Origin of the sequence: Microbacterium sp. B19(2022) (genome assembly GCF_012030385.1) — a bacterium.
GTDB lineage: Bacteria > Actinomycetota > Actinomycetes > Actinomycetales > Microbacteriaceae > Microbacterium > Microbacterium oxydans_B.
In genome coordinates, this window is record NZ_JAAUVO010000006.1 from 1 (window position 1) to 21,771 (window position 21,771).

Annotated in this window: 23 protein-coding genes; 14 read left to right on the plus strand and 9 right to left on the minus strand. The window is 68.4% G+C overall.

The window, feature by feature from the left end; genetic code table 11:
* The 3 genes from HCX50_RS06590 to HCX50_RS06600 form a co-directional block, all read right to left on the minus strand.
* Positions 1–271, minus strand: a 271-nt coding sequence (locus HCX50_RS06590) for an acyltransferase family protein (RefSeq protein WP_167633397.1), incomplete at its 3' end; no start/stop codon positions are given.
* A gap of 50 nt (positions 272–321) precedes the next feature.
* Complete coding sequence (locus tag HCX50_RS06595; RefSeq protein WP_091035997.1) at positions 322–1,440, minus strand: DUF4349 domain-containing protein; 1,119 nt, start codon at positions 1,438–1,440, stop codon at positions 322–324.
* A complete protein-coding gene (locus HCX50_RS06600; RefSeq protein WP_091036000.1) occupies positions 1,437–1,997 on the minus strand; it encodes an RNA polymerase sigma factor in 561 nt (186 codons plus the stop codon). Before HCX50_RS06600 ends, HCX50_RS06595 begins: the two co-directional genes overlap by 4 nt.
* Before the next feature lie 265 nt (positions 1,998–2,262).
* Here HCX50_RS06600 and HCX50_RS06605 point away from each other — a divergent pair, with 265 nt between their 5' ends.
* On the plus strand, positions 2,263–3,267 hold the full coding sequence (locus HCX50_RS06605; RefSeq protein ID WP_167633398.1) for a TerC/Alx family metal homeostasis membrane protein: 1,005 nt from the start codon (positions 2,263–2,265) through the stop codon (positions 3,265–3,267).
* Between the two features lie 22 nt (positions 3,268–3,289).
* On the opposite strand, the gene HCX50_RS06610 is transcribed toward HCX50_RS06605, so the two are convergent.
* Both HCX50_RS06610 and HCX50_RS06615 read right to left on the minus strand, forming a co-directional pair.
* Positions 3,290–4,603 (minus strand): LLM class flavin-dependent oxidoreductase, encoded by a 1,314-nt coding sequence (locus HCX50_RS06610; RefSeq protein WP_167633400.1) that lies wholly within the window; start codon positions 4,601–4,603, stop codon positions 3,290–3,292.
* A complete protein-coding gene (locus tag HCX50_RS06615; RefSeq protein WP_167633402.1) occupies positions 4,600–5,895 on the minus strand; it encodes an O-acetylhomoserine aminocarboxypropyltransferase/cysteine synthase family protein in 1,296 nt (431 codons plus the stop codon). Before HCX50_RS06615 ends, HCX50_RS06610 begins: the two co-directional genes overlap by 4 nt.
* Before the next feature lie 190 nt (positions 5,896–6,085).
* Between HCX50_RS06615 and leuC the strand changes: the two genes are divergently transcribed.
* From leuC to HCX50_RS06645, 6 genes are all read left to right on the plus strand, one after another.
* The gene (gene leuC / locus HCX50_RS06620; protein ID WP_167633404.1) at positions 6,086–7,531 is read left to right on the plus strand and encodes a 3-isopropylmalate dehydratase large subunit; all 1,446 of its coding nucleotides are present in this window, start codon (positions 6,086–6,088) and stop codon (positions 7,529–7,531) included.
* A 3-nt stretch (positions 7,532–7,534) separates the two neighbouring features.
* Complete coding sequence (leuD, locus tag HCX50_RS06625; RefSeq protein WP_091036015.1) at positions 7,535–8,131, plus strand: 3-isopropylmalate dehydratase small subunit; 597 nt, start codon at positions 7,535–7,537, stop codon at positions 8,129–8,131.
* 66 nt (positions 8,132–8,197) lie between these two features.
* A complete protein-coding gene (murA, locus tag HCX50_RS06630; protein ID WP_167633406.1) occupies positions 8,198–9,565 on the plus strand; it encodes a UDP-N-acetylglucosamine 1-carboxyvinyltransferase in 1,368 nt (455 codons plus the stop codon).
* A 5-nt stretch (positions 9,566–9,570) separates the two neighbouring features.
* Positions 9,571–10,326 carry a lysophospholipid acyltransferase family protein gene (locus tag HCX50_RS06635; protein WP_205828879.1) on the plus strand — a complete coding sequence of 252 codons (756 nt, stop codon included), beginning with the start codon at positions 9,571–9,573 and terminating at the stop codon, positions 10,324–10,326.
* Positions 10,292–11,449: an NAD(P)H-dependent glycerol-3-phosphate dehydrogenase gene (locus tag HCX50_RS06640; protein WP_443189881.1), complete on the plus strand. Its 1,158-nt coding sequence runs from the start codon at positions 10,292–10,294 to the stop codon at positions 11,447–11,449. The genes HCX50_RS06635 and HCX50_RS06640 overlap by 35 nt, the downstream gene beginning before the upstream one ends.
* Complete coding sequence (locus tag HCX50_RS06645) at positions 11,355–12,437, plus strand: D-alanine--D-alanine ligase family protein (protein WP_029273859.1); 1,083 nt, start codon at positions 11,355–11,357, stop codon at positions 12,435–12,437. Before HCX50_RS06640 ends, HCX50_RS06645 begins: the two co-directional genes overlap by 95 nt.
* A 21-nt stretch (positions 12,438–12,458) precedes the next feature.
* On the opposite strand, the gene HCX50_RS06650 is transcribed toward HCX50_RS06645, so the two are convergent.
* On the minus strand, positions 12,459–12,944 hold the full coding sequence (locus HCX50_RS06650; protein ID WP_029263541.1) for a DUF3515 family protein: 486 nt from the start codon (positions 12,942–12,944) through the stop codon (positions 12,459–12,461).
* Positions 12,945–12,967: 23 nt separating this feature from the next.
* Between HCX50_RS06650 and thiL the strand changes: the two genes are divergently transcribed.
* On the plus strand, positions 12,968–13,963 hold the full coding sequence (thiL, locus tag HCX50_RS06655; protein WP_167633410.1) for a thiamine-phosphate kinase: 996 nt from the start codon (positions 12,968–12,970) through the stop codon (positions 13,961–13,963).
* Here thiL and rsmD read toward each other — a convergent pair.
* On the minus strand, positions 13,933–14,547 hold the full coding sequence (rsmD, locus tag HCX50_RS06660; protein ID WP_167633411.1) for a 16S rRNA (guanine(966)-N(2))-methyltransferase RsmD: 615 nt from the start codon (positions 14,545–14,547) through the stop codon (positions 13,933–13,935). The two genes, thiL and rsmD, sit on opposite strands and share 31 nt — an antisense overlap.
* A gap of 61 nt (positions 14,548–14,608) precedes the next feature.
* Between rsmD and HCX50_RS06665 the strand changes: the two genes are divergently transcribed.
* From HCX50_RS06665 to mutM, 6 genes are all read left to right on the plus strand, one after another.
* On the plus strand, positions 14,609–16,783 hold the full coding sequence (locus HCX50_RS06665; protein ID WP_167633412.1) for an ATP-dependent DNA helicase RecG: 2,175 nt from the start codon (positions 14,609–14,611) through the stop codon (positions 16,781–16,783).
* 27 nt (positions 16,784–16,810) lie between these two features.
* Positions 16,811–17,308, plus strand: a complete 498-nt coding sequence (gene coaD, locus HCX50_RS06670; RefSeq protein ID WP_091036031.1) for a pantetheine-phosphate adenylyltransferase — start codon at positions 16,811–16,813, stop codon at positions 17,306–17,308.
* A gap of 70 nt (positions 17,309–17,378) precedes the next feature.
* Positions 17,379–17,927 carry a YceD family protein gene (locus HCX50_RS06675; RefSeq protein WP_167633569.1) on the plus strand — a complete coding sequence of 183 codons (549 nt, stop codon included), beginning with the start codon at positions 17,379–17,381 and terminating at the stop codon, positions 17,925–17,927.
* 2 nt (positions 17,928–17,929) lie between these two features.
* Positions 17,930–18,139, plus strand: a complete 210-nt coding sequence (gene rpmF, locus HCX50_RS06680) for a 50S ribosomal protein L32 (RefSeq protein ID WP_091036036.1) — start codon at positions 17,930–17,932, stop codon at positions 18,137–18,139.
* 10 nt (positions 18,140–18,149) lie between these two features.
* Positions 18,150–18,842, plus strand: a complete 693-nt coding sequence (gene rnc / locus HCX50_RS06685) for a ribonuclease III (RefSeq protein ID WP_091036039.1) — start codon at positions 18,150–18,152, stop codon at positions 18,840–18,842.
* Complete coding sequence (mutM, locus tag HCX50_RS06690) at positions 18,835–19,698, plus strand: bifunctional DNA-formamidopyrimidine glycosylase/DNA-(apurinic or apyrimidinic site) lyase (RefSeq protein ID WP_167633413.1); 864 nt, start codon at positions 18,835–18,837, stop codon at positions 19,696–19,698. Before rnc ends, mutM begins: the two co-directional genes overlap by 8 nt.
* A 40-nt stretch (positions 19,699–19,738) precedes the next feature.
* Here the strand turns inward: mutM and HCX50_RS06695 are convergent, their stop codons facing one another.
* Both HCX50_RS06695 and HCX50_RS06700 read right to left on the minus strand, forming a co-directional pair.
* Positions 19,739–21,061, minus strand: a complete 1,323-nt coding sequence (locus HCX50_RS06695; RefSeq protein ID WP_091036045.1) for an FtsX-like permease family protein — start codon at positions 21,059–21,061, stop codon at positions 19,739–19,741.
* Positions 21,058–21,753 carry an ABC transporter ATP-binding protein gene (locus tag HCX50_RS06700; RefSeq protein WP_091036047.1) on the minus strand — a complete coding sequence of 232 codons (696 nt, stop codon included), beginning with the start codon at positions 21,751–21,753 and terminating at the stop codon, positions 21,058–21,060. The genes HCX50_RS06695 and HCX50_RS06700 overlap by 4 nt, the downstream gene beginning before the upstream one ends.
* Positions 21,754–21,771: the final 18 nt, after the last annotated feature.

The following is a 21,771-nucleotide window of genomic DNA, read 5'->3' on the forward strand; positions in this document are numbered from 1 at the left end:
CTGCTGATCGCCATCCAGCTCGTGCGGCGTATCCGCCGACCACGAAGAACAGCGGCATGATGTTCGCGATCCAGGAGGCGGCGGTGAACCACGACTGGGTCTCGACGGTCTTCTCGATCAGGAGCGACCCGTCCGATTCCCGCCCGACCCCGGTGAAGAGGACATGCACGAACACGACGAGCAGCACGCAGGCGACACGGACCAGGTCGAGAGTGAGGTCGCGGCCGACCGGCACGGCGCGTGACCGGGGATCGATGGCGGCTCTGCTCATGGCAACGACTCTAACCGCCGGCGGATCGGCGCCCGCTCGGGCGGCGGGAGTCAGATCTGGTCGGGACCGGCTTCTTCCGCCACCGACGAGGGTGCGGATCGACGGTTCCGGCGCGCTCGACGGATCAGCCACACGATCAGTACGACGACACCGACGACCGCGACCCAGGGGAGGACGAAGCCCAGTGCGATGACGAGGGCGTTCAGCGAGACGACGAGGCCGTTCCATCCGGCGAGCAGGCCATCGGCGAACCCGGCGGGATCGGCGGTGGTGGCCGTCGTCGCTCTGGTGAGTTGCACCTGAAGCGATGACATCGCGACCTGATCCTGCAGGGACTCGAGCTGCTGCTCATACGACTCGAGCTGCGCCTGTCGGTCGGTCAGCGCGACCTCGGCCTCGATCAGCTCGGAGACGCTGCCCGACTGCGCCATCAGCTCGGTGAGACGGTCGACGGACGCGCGCGTCGAGTCGACGCGCGCCTGAAGATCGATCGACACCGAGGTCACGTCCTGCTTCGACGTCGACGACGAGAGGACGTCACCGGTCTCTCCGAGCGCGGCGATCACCTCCGGCAGATCTGCGGAGGGCACGCGGATGCTGATCCAGCCGTACGCCGAGTCGGCGGGAGCCGGTTCGGACGTGCCGTCGATGGCGACGGACTTCCCGATCTCGGTGCTCTCCACGTAGCCGTCGTGCTCCTCGGCGAGGTTCGCAATCGCCGAAGCGGCGTCCGCGATGCTCTTCACCTGGACGGTCGCCTGGGCGGTCGCGATGATCTCCCGATCGCCCTCGCTGCTGTCGGCGCCGGCGATGGTGGAGTCGGAGATGCTCCCGGGGAGCGATTCGGGTGCGGAGTCGGACATCTGCTCCGGCGATGACGACGAGGAATCCATCGAGACGCCGCCCGGCATGCTCAGCCCCTCGGCCGTCGATGTTGCGGCGCCACCGACCGCGCCGAGGATCGGGGGCGTCACGAGGACGCCGACGACGAAGGCCGCGGCGATGCCGCCGCCGGTGAGCCAGCGGCGGCGGCGCTTCCTGGCGCGCTCGGCCTGCGGATGCGCGGGGGAGCGTTCTGCGGCGATCTCGGTGAACACGGCGGTCTCGATGCGGGCGATGGTGTCGTCCGACAGCACCGGCAGCTCGCTGCGGGGATTCTGGTCGTTCATGCGTCTCTCACTTCCTTCACGGCGCCGCGCAACCGGGTGCGCACTCGGGAGAGACGATTGCGGACGACCGCGTGCGTGATGCCCAATTCCTCGGCCGCGGCCTGATACGCGTAGCCCTCGGACGCGCACAGACGGAAGATCTCGCGGTCGAGATCGTTCAGGGTCCCCACCTCGACGGCGATCCGGGCGGCGAGCTCGGCCGTGATGACCTGTTCCTCGACGCTGATCGTGTCGGGCAACAGGGTCTCGTCGACGGCCTCGGCGGTGTGCGCCTGATCGCGGCGGCGCTGGCGCAACCGGTTCGCGGCCTGGAAGCGGCAGATCGTGGCCAGCCAGGGCAGGATCGACTCGCCCTGGAGCTCGAGAGCGGGGAGCTTGCGCCAGGCGACGACGAACGTCTCCTGGGTGACGTCCTCCGCGTCGGCGGGCGACGCCAGGATGCCCTGGGCGATCCAGTAGACCGGCCGCACGTGTGCGCGGTACAGCTCGCGGAAGGCGCTCTCGTCGCCGGCCGCGGCCTGCGCCGCCCATTTCTGATCACTCGTCTGCACGGGCATCCTGATTCCGTTCGGTGTCTCTCACCAGGGAGGTGTCGATCGCTGCCTCATCGTCTCAGATCCGGTCGCCGTATTCGTCTCGATCGCTGTTCCCCGCGGTGCCGCGGCTCCGGTAGCATTGCCCGGGCGAGAGGGAGTATCCCGGATCCGCGCGTAACGTCATCACGAGCACCGTCATCGCTGCTCCGGGCGCGCGACGCACATCTGTGCGGGGGAGAGACTTTCGACTGATTCCCGACCCCTCCGCGAAAGGCCTGTGCGCCCCTTGGAAATCCCCGTCTGGTTCGAGATCACCTCGATGGTCGTCCTCACGATCATCCTGATCGCCGACCTGCTCCTCATCCGGCTGCGGCCGCACATCCCCTCGACGAAGGAGTCCACCCTGTGGGTGGTCTTCTACGTGGGTCTCGCACTGCTGTTCGCCGTGCTCCTGGGCAACGTCGGCGGCTGGCAGAACGCCGGCGACTTCATCACCGGCTGGGCACTGGAATACAGCCTGTCGATCGACAACCTGTTCGTCTTCGTCCTGATCATGGCCCAGTTCGCGGTGCCGCGGCGCCTGCAGCAGCAGGTCCTCATGGTCGGCATCATCATCGCGCTGATCCTGCGCGGCCTCTTCATCCTCGCCGGCGTCGCGATCGTCGAGAACTTCTCGCCGATCTTCTACATCTTCGGCGCATTCCTCATCTGGACGGCGATCCGTCAGGCGATGCCCGACGGTGATCATGAGGGTGAGGTCAAGCGCGAGAACTTCATCGTGCGCCTGCTCCGTCGTCGCGTCGACATCAGCGAGGAGTACGACGGATCGAAGATCCGCACCACGGTGAACGGCAAGCGCATGTGGACGCCCATGGTGATCGTCTTCATCACGATCGGCGTCACCGACCTCATCTTCGCGATCGACTCGATCCCCGCGATCTTCGAGATCACCACGAACGGATTCCTCGTCTTCGCGGCCAACATCTTCGCGCTCATGGGGCTGCGTCAGCTCTACTTCCTGCTGGGTGACCTGCTCGATCGCCTCCGCTACCTGCACTACGGCATCGCGGTGATCCTCGGCTTCATCGGCATCAAGCTGATCCTGCACGCGCTGCACGTCAACGAGCTGCCGTTCATCAACGGCGGTCAGCACGTCGAGTGGGTGCCTGACATCAGCAACATGGTCTCGCTCGGCGTGATCCTGGCCTCGATGACCATCGCCACGATCGCGAGCCTCATCGCCTCCTCGCACGACAAGCGCGCGGAGAAGAAGGCAGCGCTCAGCGAGTAGTCCCGCAGCGAACCTGCGCGCCTCAGAACGCGCGCAGGTTCGCCTGCAGACCGCCGTCCACGTACTCCCGGCGGAGAATGCCGCGGCGGCGCAGGACGGGCACGAGTTCGTCGAGCGTGCGATGCAGGGTGACCGGATGGAAGTCGCCCCAGAGCAGCACGCCGTCGTTGCCCCACTCGCCGAGCTCTTCGATCAGGTCGGCGAACTCCTCGGCCGTTCCGACGAAGCCGGAGCGGTCCGTGATCCGGCCTGTGCGGGCGAGCGCCGTCAGATGGGCGCGCAGCGGGGCATCCTCGCCGCGGTCTCCGATCAGGCGCTGGATGCTCCCGCGCGAGACGTGGGCCCCGAAGAGCGAGAGATCGAGCGCCTTGTCGAGGTCGAGCGACGTGAGGTCGGTCTCGAGGTCGCTGGACTGCTTGCGGGCGATCTGCACCAGCGCGGCGTCGTCGGGATGGGCGGATGCGGCGACGATGCGGTCCGCCTCCTCGCTCGACGACGTGATCACGGGCTGGATGGCGAACAGGATCTTGATGTCCTCGGGCTGCCGCCCCTTCGCGATCGCCGCCTCGTGCACCCGGGCACGGTAGTCGCGCACGGACTTCTCGTTCAGCGGAGCCAGCGCGAGCTGCACATCGGAGTTCGCGCCGGCGAACCCGAGTCCGCGGCCGGAGCCGCCGGGGGAGACGATCGCGGGATCCCCGTCCGTGAACGGGAGCGCGTTGAGGGGGCCGTCGAATGCGAAGTGCGAGCCCCGGTGCCGGACGGGCTGCAGCTTCGTACCGTCGGCGTAGACGCCGGTCTCCCGGTCGGCGACGAGCGCGCCGTCGTCCCAGCTGTGCCACAGCGCGCGGATTCCGGCGAGCCAGTCCTCCGCGCGGTCATACGCCTCGTCGTGACCGAGCTGCGGCGCGTCCGAGAAGTGTCGTGCGCTCCCGGTGTCGGTGACCACGTTGAGACCCAGCCGATGCCCGCTCAGATGCTGCAGCGTCGCGAACTGGCGCGCCGCGGTGTACGGGAGATACGCCGCCGGGTTCACCGTCGGCACGACGCCCAGGTGCTTCGTCGCCTGGAAGAGATACGGAGCGAGCAGGAGCGGATCGTGCTTGGGGCCGCCGAAGGCGTGACGGACCCGCAGATCGATCGTCGACGGCGACCCCAACGACGGCGCGTCCTCGATGATGACCAGATCGAAGCCCGCCTGCTCCAGGGTGCGAGCAGCGTCCTGGTACACCTCAGGGCGCGTCCAGTCGTAGTCCCAGTCGAGCGAGGGGTAGCCCCAGCCCTGCGGTCCGAAACCGCGCGCGAGGAACCAGCCGAAATGCTGGGGTCGGCTCACGCGACCGTCTCCCGCACGGCGTTCAGCACCTGCGAGAGGTCGGTGACGAGATCCTCGACGTCTTCGATGCCGATCGATACCCGCAGCGTGCCGGGGTGCACGCCCAGGGTCTCGCGCTCTTCGTCCGTGCGCTGCGCGTGACTCGTCGTGGCCGGATGCAGCACCAGGGAGCGGACATCTCCGATGTGGGTCATGTGCGTGAAGACCTGCACGCCCTCGACGAACCGTCGTGCGGCGGGCAATCCGCCGTGCAGGGTGAAGGTGAAGATCGACCCCGATCCGCCCTCGAGGTAGCGGGAGCCGAGCTCATGGTCGGGATGCGAGGGGAGCCCGACGTAGTCCACGCTCTCGACCGCGTCGTGATGTTCCAACCACTGCGCGATCTGGAGCGCGTTGCGGGACTGCCGCTCGACGCGGAGGCTGAGTGTCTCCACGCCCTGGCCGATCAGGAAGGCGTTGAGCGGAGACGGGGACGCGCCGAATCGCGGCGCCACCGACTCCCGGGCGTAGGCGATGCGTGCGCGACCGCCGTGGCGAGCGAAGACGCTGGGAGCGTCGCCCCGCCCCGGCAGCACGAGGTGCGGCGCATTGTGGCCCGCGTGCTCGGCGTCGAAGCGGCCGTCGTCGACGATCACGCCGCCGAGAACGGATCCGTGTCCGGCGAGGAATTTCGACGCGGAGTGGACGACGATCGCCGCGCCGTGCTCGATCGGACGCAGCAGGGCCGGGGTCGCCAGGGTGTTGTCCACGATCAGCGGGATCGCGAACTCGTCGGCGATGTCGCTGATGGCACGGATGTCGAGCACGTCGTTGCGCGCGTTCGCCACGGACTCGGCGAACACCGCGCGGGTGTTCGGGCGGATCGCCGCCCGCCAGGCATCCGGATCGGCGATGTCTTCGATGAAAGTCGTCTCGATGTCGAGGCGCGCCAGGTTGTCGAGGAAGAGCCCTCGGGTGCCCTCATAGATGTGGGTGGAGGAGACGATGTGGTCGCCGGCCCCCACGACGGTGAGCAGGGCGGTCACGACCGCCGCCTGTCCGCTCGCGACCAGCACCGCGTCCGCGCCGGACTCCAGGGCTGCGAGCTGACGCTCCACGGCTCGCACCGTGGGGTTGCCCGTACGCGTGTATCCGAAGCCGGCCCCGGTGCTGAAGTGGTCGGCCGCGTGGTCGAAGTCGTCGAACTCGAACCCCGCCGTCAGATAGATGGGCGTCGCGCGCGAGGACGCCGTCTCACGGGTTCTCGCCGCGTGGACCGCACGGGTGGCGAAGCGGGCGGTGTCGACGGTCATGCGGTGCCTCTCGGTCGTTCGGGTGCTCAACAGAGTGTCATGACGGGTCGGAGCGTGTCCGAGCGGTGGTAATCTGACGTCATGCGGACCGTGCTCCTTCTTCTTAGCGGCCGCGACGAGACCTCGATCTGAGCCCCTCCTCGTCGCGGAGTCCATCGTGGGCCGAACCGCCAGCCACAGGAGACACGCAATGACCACCCCCGCAAACGGTGCCGATTCCGCACGCCGCCGGACCCTCGCCGAAAAGGTCTGGGACGACCACCTGGTCGTCAAGGGCGAGAACGGCGAGCCGGACCTCATCTACATCGACCTCCACCTCGTGCACGAGGTCACCAGTCCGCAGGCGTTTGACGGCCTCCGCAGCGAGGGGCGGCCGCTGCGCCGCCTCGACCTGACGATCGCGACCGAGGACCACAACACCCCGACGCTGGAGATCCACAAGCCGATCGCCGATCTGACCAGCCGCACGCAGATCGAGACCCTGCGCCGCAACGCCGCGGAGTTCGGGGTGCGTCTGCACTCGCTCGGCGACGCGGAACAGGGCATCGTGCACGTCGTCGGGCCCCAGCTCGGGCTCACGATGCCCGGCATCACGGTGGTCTGCGGCGACTCGCACACCTCGACGCACGGGGCATTCGGAGCGATGGCGTTCGGCATCGGCACCAGCGAAGTCGAGCACGTCATGGCCACGCAGACACTGCCGCTGAAGCCGTTCAAGACCATGGCGATCAACGTCGAGGGGACTCTGCGCGACGGCGTCACCGCGAAGGACATCATCCTCGCCGTGATCGCGAAGATCGGCACCGGAGGCGGACAGGGCTACGTGCTCGAGTATCGCGGCAGCGCCATCCGCGCCCTCTCCATGGAGGGGCGCATGACGATCTGCAACATGTCGATCGAAGCCGGAGCGCGGGCCGGGATGGTGGCCCCCGACGAGACCACCTTCGCCTACCTCGAGGGCCGTCCGCACGCGCCCAAGGGCCAGGACTGGGAAGAGGCCGTGGCCTATTGGCGCACCCTGCCGACCGACGAGGGTGCGACCTTCGACGCCGAGGTCTTCATCGACGCCGACGAGCTCGAGCCGTTCGTGACCTGGGGCACCAACCCCGGTCAGGGCAGCTCGCTGTCGTCCTCGGTGCCGAACCCCGCCGAGATCGTCGATCCCAACGAGCGGGCTGCCGCAGAACGCGCGCTGGAGTACATGGACCTCACGCCGGGGACGCCTCTCAAAGAGGTGCCGGTCGACGCCGTGTTCATGGGCTCCTGCACCAACAGCCGCATCGAGGACCTGCGCGCCTTCGCATCGATCATCCAGGGCAAGAAGAAGGCCGACGGCGTGCGCGTCATGGTCGTCCCCGGGTCGGCGCGCGTGCGCCTGGAGGCCGAGGCCGAGGGCCTCGACAAGGTCATCAAGGACTTCGGGGCGGAATGGCGCTTCGCCGGATGCTCGATGTGTCTGGGCATGAACCCCGACCAGCTCGCACCGGGGGAGCGCTGTGCGTCCACGTCGAACCGGAACTTCGAAGGACGACAGGGCAAGGGAGGGCGCACGCACCTCGTGTCGCCGCTCGTCGCCGCCGCGACCGCGATCCGCGGCACGCTGTCCAGCCCCAGCGACCTGACGGAAGGGATCTGACCCATGGAGAAGTTCATCACGCACACGGGCATCGCGGCACCGCTGAAGCGCTCGAACGTCGACACCGACCAGATCATCCCCGCCGTCTTCCTGAAGCGTGTCACGAAGACGGGTTTCGAAGACGCGCTATTCCACGGCTGGCGGCAGGACCCCGAGTTCGTGCTCAACCAGCCGGAATTCCAGGGCGCGTCGATCCTCGTCGCCGGTTCGGACTTCGGCACCGGATCCAGCCGTGAGCACGCCGTGTGGGCGTTGCGCGACTTCGGATTCACCGTGGTCCTCAGCCCGCGCTTCGCCGACATCTTCCGGGGCAACTCGGGCAAGCAGGGCCTTCTCGCCGCGACGATCTCGGAAGAGGATCTCGAGCGGATCTGGGCGGAGATCGACCGGAATCCCGGGGCACAGATGACGGTCGACCTCGAGGCGCGCAGCGCGTCGATCGGTGACGTCCAGGCCGAGATCGGGATCGACGATTACACTAGATGGCGGCTCCTCGAAGGGCTCGATGACATCGGGCTCACGCTGCGCAACGAAGACAAGATCGCGCAGTTCGAGGCCCGTCGCGAGTCGTGGCGGCCCCGAACCCTTCCCGTTCAGTAGACGGTGGGGGCGGGGGAGCCCAGGGGCAACCCGCCCCCGAAATCCGTAAATGAAGTGAGGCTCCGAATGACGACACCTGTGCGCGACGCTCTCCCGGACGGAGTCCCTGCACTCACCGGAGACGTCCTCACCATTCGAGGCGGACGCCCGCTTCGCGGTCGCGTCGACGTCAAGGGGGCGAAGAACCTGGCGACCAAGGCCATGGTCGCCTCGCTCCTCGGCGAGACCGTGAGCACCCTGCGCGATGTGCCGGCGATCAGCGATGTCGCCGTCGTGCGCTCACTGCTCGAGGTCCACGGTGTGCGCGTCAGCGAGGGCGATGAGCCCGGCTCGCTCATCTTCGACCCGAGCGACGTGGAGTCCGCCCACTTCGAGGAGATCGACGCCCACGCCGGCGCCTCCCGCATTCCGATCCTCTTCTGCGGGCCGCTCCTGCACCGTCTCGGTCAGGCGTTCATCCCCGACCTCGGCGGATGCCGTATCGGCGACCGCCCCATCGACTTCCACCTGGACGCGCTCCGCAAGTTCGGCGCCATCGTCGAGAAGCTCCCCAGCGGCATCCGTCTCTCGACGGGTGGGAACCGCCTGCACGGGGCGAACATCCACCTGCCGTACCCGAGTGTCGGCGCGACCGAGCAGGTGCTCCTCACCGCTGTCCGCGCCGAGGGCGTCACGGAGCTCCGCAACGCCGCCATCGAGCCGGAGATCATGGACCTGATCGCGGTCCTCCAGAAGATGGGCGCGATCATCTCCTACGAGCCCAACCGCGTCATCGTCATCGAGGGCGTCGAGAAGCTCCGCGGCTACGACCACCGGTCGATCTTCGACCGCAACGAGGCGGCCTCATGGGCATCCGCGGCTCTGGCCACCAACGGCGAGATCTTCGTCGGCGGTGCCAAGCAGCAGGAGATGCTGACGTTCCTCAACATCTTCCGCAAGGCGGGCGGCTGGTTCGACATCCAGGAAGACGGCATCCTCTTCCGTCGTGACGGCGATATCAAGCCCGTCGTCATCGAGACCGACGTGCACCCCGGCTTCATGACCGACTGGCAGCAGCCTCTCGTGGTCGCGCTGACGCAGGCGCACGGCCGAAGCGTCGTGCACGAGACCGTGTACGAGAACCGGATGGGCTTCACCGACGCGCTGGTCAAGATGGGCGCCGACATCGTCGTGCACCCGCGCGGTCTGCAGGACGGACCCCGCCGCGTTCCCCGCCGCGACCTCGAGCAGGCCGCCGTCATCACGGGCCCGACGCCGCTGCACGGTGCGGACATCGTGGTTCCGGACCTTCGCGGCGGTTACAGCCACATCATCGCGGCGCTGACCGCCACGGGCGAGTCGCAGGTGTCGGGTGTCGACATCCTCAGCCGCGGCTACGAGAAGTTCCTCGCCAAGCTCGACGCGCTCGGCGCCGACTTCGACGTCATCCGGTGAGCCGGATGGCACGGCGGTCGGCGGAGACGACCAGGCCGAGCGTCTTCTGGCCGCTCGCCGCACTGGTGATCCCGCCCGTCGCGCTGATCGCGAAGATCCGCGTGTCCGGCGGCGAGAAGCTCCCGCAGGAGGGGGCGTTCATCCTCGCGCCGAACCACTACTCGGAGTTCGATCCGCTCATCGTGGCGGTCGCCGTGTGGCGGATCGGCCGTGCGCCGCGGTTCATGGCCAAGGAGAGTCTCTTCAAGGTCCCTGTTCTCGGCTGGTTCCTGCGCCGTACGGGCATGATCCCCGTGGCCCGCACATCGTCTGCGGCTTCTGCGCGGCAGACGATGAAGCAGTCCGAAGAGTTGGTGGAGCACGGTCGCGGAGTGATCGTGTATCCCGAGGGCACCCTCACGCGTGATCCCGACCTCTGGCCGATGCGCGGCAAGTCGGGTGCGGTGCGTCTGGCCCTCGCCGACGGCATCCCGCTGATCCCGATGGCGCAGTGGGGCACCCAGGAGATCATGGGGCGCTACCAGAAGGGCCTCAGCCTCTGGCCGCTGCGCAAGCCCGTCCGGGTGCTCGTCGGCGATCCGGTCGACGTCTCCGATCTGCGCGGGCGCGCCGGAGAGCCTGCAGCGCTGAACGAGGCGACGAACCGCCTGATGAACGCGATCACGGCCTTGCTCGAAGAGCTGCGCGGAGAGAAGGCACCCCCCGAACGCTGGAATCCCGCAAGCCATGGGCAGAAGGAGACCGGACGCCTTGACTCCTAAGAGAACAGCGCCCGTCGGTCCGCGCGCCACCGTCATCGGCGCCGGCAGCTGGGGGACGACCTTCGGCAAGATCCTCGCAGACGGCGGCGCCCAGGTGACGATGTGGGCCCGGAGAGCCGAGCTCGCCCAGGAGATCAACGAGGCCAAGCGCAACTCCCGGTACCTGCCGGGCATCAACCTCCCGCGCACGATGGCGGCCACTCATGAGCTCGCGACCTCACTCGAGGGTGTCGAACAGGTCTACCTGTCGGTCCCGAGCCAATCGCTCCGCGAGAACCTGAAGGCAGTGCGCCCACTACTTGCCGACAGCGACGCGAAGATCATCAGTCTGATGAAGGGCGTCGAGCGCGGTACCGGCTTGCGCATGAGCCAGGTGATCCAGCAGGAGCTCCGTTGCGACCCCGACCGCATCGCTGTCGCGTCCGGTCCGAACCTCGCGCTCGAGATCGCCCGCGAACAACCGACCGCTGCCGTGATCTCTTCGCGCAGCCAGGAGACCGCGGAGATCGTCGCGCGTGCCGCGCGGAACAGCTACTTCCGCACGTTCGTGAACACCGACGTGATCGGCACCGAGTTCGGGGGAGTGCTCAAGAACCTGATCGCGGTCGCCATCGGCATCGTCGACGGCGTCGGTTACGGCGAGAACACCAAGGCGTCGATCATCACGCGGGGTCTTGTCGAGATGACGGACTTCGCCGTGGCCAACGGCGCGCATCCGGAGACGCTCCAGGGCCTCGCCGGCCTCGGCGACCTGATCGCCACCTGCCAGTCGCCGCTGAGCCGCAACAACACGGCCGGGCGCCTGCTCGGCCAGGGATACAGCTTCCAGGACGTCGTGAAGCAGATGCAGCAGACGGCGGAGGGACTGGCATCGGTCGCCCCGATCCTGCAGCTCGCTCGCGAGGCCGAGGTAGACATGCCCATCGTCGAGCAGGTGAAGATGGTGCTCGACGGCAAGATGGATCCGAGAGACATCGCACCCCACCTGACGACGGACGACGACACCCCGCAGGGTGAGAGGACCAACCATGGACAAGCAGACGGTGGTGGTGCTCTTCGGCGGGCGCTCCAGCGAGCATTCGATCAGTTCCGCAACGGCGGGGGGCGTGCTGGGCGCGATTGATCGCGACCGCTACTCCGTGATCCCGGTGGGGATCACCCGCGAGGGGGCCTTCGTCCTGGAAGACGATGATCCCGCGAAGTTCCCGCTGGATGCCGCACACCTTCCCGAGGTCGTCGACAACGGCACGCGCGTGCTGTGGCCCGAGCCGGGTGGCGACCGCACGCTGCGCGTCGTCCAGGTCGACGGATCGATCGTCGGTCTCGGCGCCGTCGACGTCGTGCTCCCGATCCTGCACGGGCAGCATGGCGAGGACGGCACCATCCAGGGGTTCTTCGACACGCTCGAGGTGCCTTACGCCGGTGGCGGGGTCCTCGACTCCGCGCTGTGCATGGACAAGCACTTCATGAAGATCGCCCTCGAGGCGGCCGGCATCTCGGTGGCGCCCTGGGTGACCGTGCGTCGCACGGACTGGGAGCGGGATGCGGCAGACATCCGCACCCGCGCGGCCGCCCTCGGTCTGCCGCTGTTCGTGAAGCCTGCTCGTGCGGGCTCGAGCGTCGGCGTCTCCAAGGTCGAGGTGGCCGACGAACTCGATGCCGCACTGGCCGTGGCGTTCGCCGAAGACGACAAGGTGCTCATCGAGACCGGGGTGAGCGGCCGGGAGATCGAGGTCGCCGTTCTCGAGACGGCGGAAGGGGTGCGCGCCTCCCTTCCCGGGGAGGTCATCCTCACCTCGCGTGGGTTCTACGACTTCGAGGGCAAGTACCTCGGCGGTGACGGTGTCGATGTCGTCTGCCCGGCAGAGGTGACCGACGCCGAGACGGCCGCGATCCAGGAGGCCGGCCTCCGCGCGTTCGAGGCCGTCGACGGCCGGGGGCTCGCCCGCGTCGACATGTTCCTGACCCCCGAGGGCACCCTCGTCGTCAACGAGCTCAACACGATGCCGGGCTTCACCCCGATCTCGATGTTCCCGAAGTGCTGGGTGGCGTCCGGCCTGAGCTATGGCGAACTGATCACCGAGCTCGTCGAGGCGGGTCTGCGCCGCTGACGCCGGCCCACCCGCCTGCGGTCAGCTCGCGGGGAATTCGACGCGGTCGGTGCACTTCGCCGTCGCCGGCGCCAGTCCGGACTGGATGCTCGTGGAGATCGAGTCCACGATGGACTGGAAGTCGATCTGCTCACCCCGACGGATGTTGACCTCGACCGCGGGCTCGCGCCCGTAAGTGACCAGGCGCTGCCGCTCCTCCTCCTGCTCGAGGACCAGCCAGTCGACGCCGCCGAGCGTGGTGCAGACGAGTGCGGAAGGGGCCGGCGGCTCGACACCGCAGCGCAGGGCGACGGTGGTGGGCTCTCCCCATGCGCCTGTGGCCTGGGCATCCGTCCACACCCGGTCGAACCCGGCGACGCTGTCCGGCAGCAGCACCGAGACCGAGGCGCACGCCGGATCGTTCGCATCATCGGCCGGTTCGAGGTGCACGGTCGTGGAGCATCCGGCGAGGGCGGCGGAGAGGATCACCGCGCCTGCGAGGGCAGCGAGGCGACGGGAACGAGGCATGCTTCCAGGCTACCTTTGACAGCATGCCCTCCCGACCCGAAGCCGATGATCCGCGCCTGGGCGATGTCTCCGAAGGACGCATCCTGCAGGCGATCCTGAGCCGCACCGCACCGGGCGCGCACACCCTGATCGGGCCGGGTGATGATGCGGCCGTGATCGCGACGCCCTCGGGCAGCGTGGTCGCGACGACCGACACACTCGTTCACGGGCCGGACTTCCGCCTCGCGTGGTCCAGCGGCTATGACCTCGGGTGGAAGGCCGCGGCCGTGAACCTTGCGGACGTCGCCGCGATGGGCGCACGCCCGACCGCTCTGCTCGTCGCCCTGGCCGTTCCCCGGGATCTGCGTCTCTCCTTCGTCGAGCGTCTCGCTGACGGCTTCCGCGAGGCATGTGCCGCATTGGCGCCGGGCTGCGCGGTGGTGGGCGGTGACCTGACAGTGTCCGATGTGCTGACCATCGCGGTGACAGCGCTCGGAGATCTCGAAGGTCGCGCTCCGGTCACCCGCAGCGGCGCCCGTCCCGGAGACGTCGTCGCCGTCGCCGGTGAGTTGGGCAACGCGGCACACGGACTCGCCGTGCTGTTCGGACGTTTCCGTGACGGCGATGCCCCCGTGCCGGTTGATGTCGCGAAGCTGGCCGCGGGGGAGTCCGCTGCGCTGGCCGCGCAACTGCGCCCGTCGCCCCCGATCGGTCTCGGCGCCGTGGCGGCGACGGTCGGTGCGACCGCGATGATGGACATTTCCGACGGACTCGCTCTCGACGCCCGTCGGATGGCCGCGGCGTCGGGGGTCACCATCGCTCTCGACCGCGCCGCGCTGGGCACGGATCCGGAGCGTGCGATCGCCGGCGGAGAAGACCACGCGCTGCTCGCCACTTTCTCCGAAGGAATGCTCCCGCCGGGGTTCCGCGTGATCGGACGGGTCATTCCGAGCGGAGACGAGGATCTGCTGTGCGACGGACTTCCCGTCGACATCAGCGGATGGGATCCCTATCGGGACTGGGACTCGGTCTCGGGCTGATCGTCCGCTGACGACCTCTCGTCGGCCGCAGGCTCCGCCCACCACAGCGTGGTGTCGCCGTAGCCCTTCTCCCGGAATAGCTCCAGACCTGCGGCGCCGAAGTCGGGAGGAGTGGAGCGGCGCGCGCGTTCGACGACGACGACCGCGTCTGCGGAGAGCAGCGGGGCGAGGGCGACGAGGTCGGCTGTCATGGCTGCATCGTCGAGATCGTAGGGCGGGTCGGTGAAGACCAGGTCGAAGGGCCCGGCCGCGCGCTGCAGGAACGCATGGACCGCGCCCTCGTGCACCCGACCGGCCGACAGGCCTCCGGCCTTGGCGACGACGGCGGCGTTGCGGCGGACGATGGCTGCCGCCTGCCGGCCTCGCTCGACGAGATCCGCGCTGGCGGCGCCCCTGCTCAGCGCCTCGAGGCCAAGGGCGCCGGAACCGGCATACAGGTCGAGAACGCGCGCGCCGTCGATGGCGCTCAGCGCCTCCAGTGCGCCGAAGAGCGATTCCCGCACCCGGTCGCTGGTCGGTCGCGTGCCGATACCCGGCACTTCCAGGCGTGCGCCTCTGGCGGCGCCTGCGATGATCCTCGTCACCACTTCACGATACGACAGCCCGGGTGTCGGCGGTGTCGGTCGCGTTCCCTAGACTCGGAGCATGTCGCTCACGCTCGATTCCTCGTTGGAGGATGCGCTCGGTGCGGCGTCTGCCAAGACGCTCGGACGAGCTTTCGGCATGCAGAACGTGGGCGACCTGCTCTCGCACTATCCGCGTCGCTACGCCGATCCGGGCGAGCTGACGCCGATCCGCGACCTCCCCCTCGGCGAGACGGTGACCATCGTCGCCGAGGTCCTGTCCTCGAGCTTCCGACGGATGCGCAATCGGCCGGGCGCGATGGTCGACGTGGTCATCGGCGACGGGATCGGACGGATGTCCCTCACGTTCTTCGCGAAGAACGTCGGTGCGGCGGAGTGGCGTTCCAAAGACCTCGCGGTCGGCCGCCGCGGAGTCTTCTCGGGCAAGGTGGGGGAGTTCAACGGCGTCACTCAGTTCGCGCATCCCGAGTACGAGCTGTTCGACGATGAGGATTCCGCCCGGCGCAGCGCGGATGCGCGTGCGGCGGTTCCGATCCCGATCTACCCGGCGACCTCGGCGATCCAAACGTGGCAGATCGCCCGCCTCATCGGACGGGTGCTGGACGATCTCGTCGAGGTGCCCGACCCGTTGACGGCCGAAATCAGGGAGCGCGAGGAACTGCTCACAGCCGACGAGGCGCTGGAGCGGATCCATCGCCCACGCACGCGCAACGACATCGATCCGGCCGTTCGCACCCTCCGGATGCACGAGGCGCTCACATTGCAGACTGCGCTCCTGCAGCAGCGTGACGCGGTGCGCGCGCTCTCCGCCACGTCGCGGCCCGCGGGGCCGGGAGGCCTCCTCGAGCGATTCGACGCCGCGATGCCATACACGCTCACGCCCGATCAGGAGACCGTCGGGGCGCAGATCGCCGCAGACCTCGTCGGGTCGTGGCCGATGAACCGGCTCGTCCAAGGTGAGGTCGGTTCCGGAAAGACGCTGGTGGCGCTGCGGGCGATGCTGCAGGTGGCCGAGAGCGGCGGGCAGGCGGCGCTGATCGCACCGACCGAGGTGCTGGCCGGACAACATCTGCGCTCGATCGCGAAGATGCTCGGTCCCGATCTCGCGCCGCTGCTCATGCCGACGCTGCTCACCGGCCAGCTTCCGGCCGCGGAGCGACGCAAGGCGGCGCTCCGGGTCGCCTCGGGGCAGGCGCTCATCGTCGTCGGCACGCATGCGCTGCTGGGCGAGAAGACGACCTTCGCCGACCTCGGCCTCGTGGTGGTCGACGAGCAGCACCGCTTCGGGGTCGAGCAACGGGAAGCGCTCCGCGCGAAGGGGTCGAGTCCGCACGCGCTGGTGCTCACGGCGACGCCCATCCCGCGAACGGTCGCGATGACCGTGTTCGGCGACCTCGACACATCCGTCATCCGCACAATGCCGGCCGGACGTGCGGGCATCGAGTCGTTCGTCGCGCCGCTGGCAGAGCACCCCGGATGGTTCAACCGCGTCTGGGAGCGCGCCGCAGAGGAGATCGCCCAGGGGCGGCAGGTGTTCGCGGTCTGCGCCGCGATCGACACGACGAAGAGGACCGCTGAGGCGGCTGAGCCCTCCGCGTTGGTCCCCGAAGGCGCGTCCGGTCCCCGGTGGGGTGTGGTACAGCTCGACGAGGCTCTCGCGACGCATCCCACCCTCGGCGGGATCCGTCGCGCCGTGCTGCATGGTCGGATGCCGTCTGACGAGAAGGATGCCGTCATGCAGGCCTTCGCCCGCGGCGAGATCGACCTGCTGCTGGCCACCACCGTGATCGAGGTCGGCGTGGACGTTCCCAACGCCTCCACGATGATCGTGCTCGACGCCGATCGCTTCGGTGTCTCTCAGCTGCACCAACTGCGCGGACGCGTGGGCCGTGGTGGCGTTCCCGGACTCTGCCTGCTGGTCACCGAGGCGGAATCCGGTTCCCTCGCGCGAGACCGAGTCGACGCCGTCGCGGCGACGCTCGACGGGTTCGCCCTCGCCGAGGTCGATCTCGAGCTGCGGGGCGAGGGCGATGTGCTCGGTGCCGCACAGGCCGGCGTCCGCTCGTCGCTCAAACTGCTGCGTGTCGTCAAGGATGCAGCGCTCATCACGCGTGCCCGCGAGGTGGCCGAGACGATCCTCGCCGACGACCCGACACTCCAGCACCACCCGGGTCTTCGCGAGGCCATCGCGCGGCGAGTGACCGACGAAGATCGGGCGGCCCTGGCGAAGAACTGAGCTTCGTTCCTGCCCTAGGCTGGTGGCATGAGCAGCCGGATCGCCGTCGTCCCGGGTTCCTTCGATCCGCCGACCCTGGGTCATCTCGATGTGATCCGCCGGGCCGCAGCCCTCTATGACGAACTGCACGTGCTGGTGGTGCACAACCCCGGCAAAGAGGCGATGCTCCCGATCGCGCAGCGGCTTTCCCTCCTCGAGCGTTCGATCGCCGAAGACGGCATGCCGGGCAACATCGTGATCGGGTCATGGAGCATGGGACTGCTCGTGGACTATGCCCGCGATGTCGACGCCGGGGTCCTCGTGAAGGGCATCCGTTCGCAGATCGATGTCGCCTACGAATCCCCGATGGCGATCGTCAACCGCCACCTCGCCGGCATCGAGACCGTGTTCCTCCTGCCGGATCCGTCGCACGCGATGGTCTCGAGCTCGCTGGTGCGCCAGGTCGCATCGCTCGGCGGCGACGTCACACCGTTCGTCCCGCCTGCGGTGGCCGACTTCCTCGACACCGGCGGACGCGGGATCTGAGTCCTCCTGGAGGGTGACGGTCAGCCCGGCCGCAGGTGCAGCCGAGTAGCATGGAACCGTGCGCTCTCGAATGAACGGCCCTTTCGTGCTCCCCGTCCGTGACATCGTCCGACGTCCGGGAGAGATGCGTGAACACGAGTTCACCGTGGCTCTCAAAGAGACGTGGGGGGAGGGGATCGTCACCTTCGACGCAGGCTCGGACATCGATCTCGATGTGCGTCTGGAGTCGGTCCACGAGGGCATTCTGGTCTCCGGAACAGCCGAAGCGGAGTACGTCGGCGTGTGCGGCAGATGCCTGATCGACATCGCCCGGCCCGTCGAAGTCGAGTTCCAGGAGCTTTTCGCGTATCCTGGTGAGGAAGAAACTGACTTCGAGGTTCAAGACGACCACGTGGATCTTGAAACTCTCGTCAGGGATGCGGCGGTATTGTCGCTTCCTTTTCAGCCGGTGTGTCAGCCGGATTGCCCGGGTCTCGACCCGAAAACGGGTGAACGACTGGCCGTGAGCACCGGAACGGAGCAGGTGGCTCCCATCGATCCTCGGTGGAGCGCGCTCCAGAACATCACAGACCAAGACGGCGCGGAAGAATCTCGTGCCGCCGAGAAAGAAGAGAGCTAGTCATGGCTGGTAACCCCCCGAAGCGCAAGGTTTCCCGTTCGAACACCCGGTCGCGTCGCGCGCAGTGGAAGGCGGCTCCCGTCGCCCTCGTGAAGACCATCGAGAACGGTGAGGTCGTCTACAGCCGTCCCCACCAGGCGAAGGTCGTCACCGACTCGCAGGGCACCGAGCTCTTCCTCGAGTACAAGGGCCGCAAGGTCGCCGACGTCTGAGTCGCGTACCGTGACGGAGGTCCCCGGGGGGACGAGACCTCTCCCAGATAAGCTCCGCGTCGATATCGACGCGGAGCTTCTGGAGTTGGCCCTCACCCACCGCTCCTACGCGTATGAGCACGGCGGGATCCCGCACAACGAGCGCTTGGAGTTCCTCGGCGACTCGGTGTTGGGTCAGGCCGTGACGGTGATGCTCTTCACCACGCACCCCGACCTCGACGAGGGCGAGCTGGCGAAGCGGCGTGCGAGCGTCGTGTCCACCGTCGCTCTCGCGGAGGTGGCTCGGGGCATCGACCTCGGCAGCCATCTGCTGCTGGGGCGCGGTGAGGAGCAGACCGGCGGTCGCGACAAGGACTCGATCCTGGCGGACACGATGGAAGCCGTGATCGGTGCCACGTATCTGTCGGCCGGTCCTGAGGCTGCCACCGCGCTCGTGCTGCGTCTCACGGAGCCACTGCTCGCCGATCCGGAGCGCTACGGCGCGGCCATGGACCCGAAGACCAGTCTGCAGGAGCTCGCTGCCCGTGTCGGCGCGACCCCGCCGCAGTATTCGGTCGAGGCGAGCGGACCGGATCACGACCGCCGGTTCATCGCGACGGTGTCGGTCGGCGACGTCAGCATGACCGGCCGCGGCAGCAGCAAGAAGACCGCAGAGATGGCGGCGGCCCTCAGCGCTTGGCGCACTCTCAGCGAGCGTGCCTGAGCTTCCCGAGGTCGAGGTCGTCCGAGCCGGTCTTGAGCCGGCTGCGGTCGGATCGGTCATCACGTCGGTGAGCGTGTTCGACGAGCGAGCGCTCACGCGGCATGTCGCCGGGGCCGCGGACTTCGTCGGCAGGCTCGAAGGCCGGACCTTCACTGCCGCATCCCGCCGGGGCAAGTTCCTCTGGCTCCCTCTCGACGACGAGGATTCCGCGCTGATCGCTCACCTCGGTATGAGTGGTCAGATGCTGCTGCGGGCGCCGAATGCCGACGCGGAACGTCATGAACGGATCCGCATCGGCGTCGAGCATCCCGTGCACGGCGAGCTGGCGATCGTGTTCGCGGACCAGCGCACTTTCGGCTCGCTCGCCGTCGATGCGCTGATCGATGACGACGGATCGCGGATCCCCACCCAGGTCGCGCACATCGCCCGCGATCCTCTCGATCCCTCCTTCGATAATCGCGCCTTCGGTGTCGCGCTCGCACGGAGGGGAAGCGCGATCAAGCGTGTTCTCCTCGACCAGGGCGTCGTGAGCGGGATCGGCAACATCTACGCTGACGAGTCTCTCTGGGCTGCGCGCATCCATCCGGAGACACCTGCCGACCACCTGTCCACGCAGGCTGTGCGCCGACTGCTGGTGGAAGTGCGGCTCGTGCTCGCGAGGGCCCTGGCGGAGGGCGGAACCAGCTTCGACGCGCAGTACGTCAACGTCAACGGTCAGGCGGGCTACTTCGCCCACTCTCTCAACGCCTACGGCAGGCAGGGCAAGCCGTGTCCGCGCTGCGGAAAGGCGATCGTGCGGGAGAGCTTCATGAACAGGGGCTCGCACTTCTGCCCGTCCTGCCAGCGACGCCGCTGACCTGTACCGGAACGAGCAGGTCAGCGGGGGTCGCGGACGGTCATGCGGTCTGGAACGCTCCCCGCAGCAGCGGACGCGTGGCCCACGTGGTCGCCCAGACGATCCCGATCCCCGCACCGACCACCGCCGCGATCGTGAGGAGCGAGAGCGGCGCCGTGATCAGTGCGATGCCGAGCAGCGGGATCACGAGGACGGCCGCGACCAGAGCCGAGCCGATCGCCGTGATCAGCAGCGGGGACATGATCGCACGTCTCCGGGCACGGTCCACGGTCTCCAGCGGCATGCCCAGGTGGTGGAGGCTGCGGTGCAGTTCGCGCTGGTCGAGCACGTCGGACGCCTGGTTCACGCCGACGGATGCCGCCACCATGAGGAACGACCCGATCAGGGTGATGACGAGACCTGTGCGGATATCGGTGGCCAGGGCGATGTCGGCCTCGGCCGCCTCCGATCCGGTCATCACGTTCATCAGGGCCACGCCCGTTCCGGCGAAGACGGCCATGAAGCTCGCCATCGCGATGCCACCGACCTGCCGCCACGCGGCTTTGGGAGAATCCAGGACCACGCGCGCGGCGAGCAGCCGCTCCGGCTGTTCGGCCCGGCGAAGCTGTCGCGATGCCGACACCTTGAGGACCCACGGGCCCACGACGTTGAGCACCGCGAGCGCGGCACCGAACAGTCCGGCCAGCACGACGATGGTGGTGACCAGCCCGCCGATGGACGGGAAGACCTTGATGAGCACGACAGCGATCGCGATGGTGCCCGCAGCGATCAATGCGCGGATCCAGTGCACGTTGGTTGTCGTGGCACGGGTGCGGACCCCGAGGGGCGAGATCACCACGCGACGGAGCCCGATGACCGCACTCGTCGATGCGAGGAGGAGGACGCCGGCGAGCACCATGGCGATCTGCAGTGGAGGAAGAACGACCGCACCGAAGCCGAGTGCCTCACCACGGAACGGAATCAGGCCGATGAGCGGACTCAATGCGACGTGTCCGACCACGCCGGCGAGGGCTCCTGCAGCGGCGACGAGAACGGACTCGGTGACGGTGGCGACCGTGACGCCGGCAGGGGAGACCCCGAGCAGCCGGAGAGTCGAGAGGCGCTCGTCACGGCGGCGGGCGGAGAGTCGCGCCGCTGCCCCGCCGAGAGACATCAGCGGGACGACGAGGAGGACGAGGGCGATGGCGGCGAGCGCCTGATAGATCGGAGCCTCCGGATCGGTCCAGGCCCAGAACGACTGGGCGCCTCCGATCACGGTCAGCACCAGCGTGGTCACCACGCCGAAGGCGACGACGGGGAGGGCGAGGACGCTGTTCTGCCCGGGCGCCGGGCGCAGCAGCAGAGCGAGGACGTTGCGGTTCACGCCGTCACCGCCGAGGAGACGATGCGGCCATCGCGGACGGCGAGGGTGCGAGTGCAGCGACCGGCCACCTCGGGGTCATGGGTGACCACGACGAGAGTGCGGCCCTGGCTCGTGGTGGACCACAGCAGGGCGTCCATGACCTCGGAGGACGTGTGCGAGTCGAGTGCACCGGTCGGCTCATCGGCGAAGACGAGCTCCGCGCCCGTGGCCTGCGCGCGAGCGATGGCGACGCGCTGCGCCTGACCGCCGGAGAGCTCGCCGATCCGGCGATCCTCCATGCCCGCGAGACCGAGGGCGGCGAGCCAGGAGGCCGCATGCTGGATGGCATCCTGGCGCCGGATGCCGTTGATCATCGAAGCGAGGGCGACGTTCTCCACCGCCGTCAGCTCCGGGATCAGCAGGCCCTGCTGGAAGACGAAGCCGAACCGCTCGCGGCGCAGGCGGGAGCGTGCGGACTCGTTGAGCGCGGTGACCTCGATGGGGGCGCCTTCTGCCGGGCGGAAGAGGACGCTGCCCGCATCGGGTGCGGTGATTCCCGCCAACACGTGCAGCAGGGTCGTCTTTCCGGAGCCCGAGGCGCCCATGATCGCAACGGACTCACCACGGTTGATGGCGAGATCGACTCCGGCGAGGGCGCGTGTCATCCCGAAGGTCTTGGTCAGGGCATGGGCTTCGATCACGGGGATGTTCATGTTTCCACTCTCGTCAGC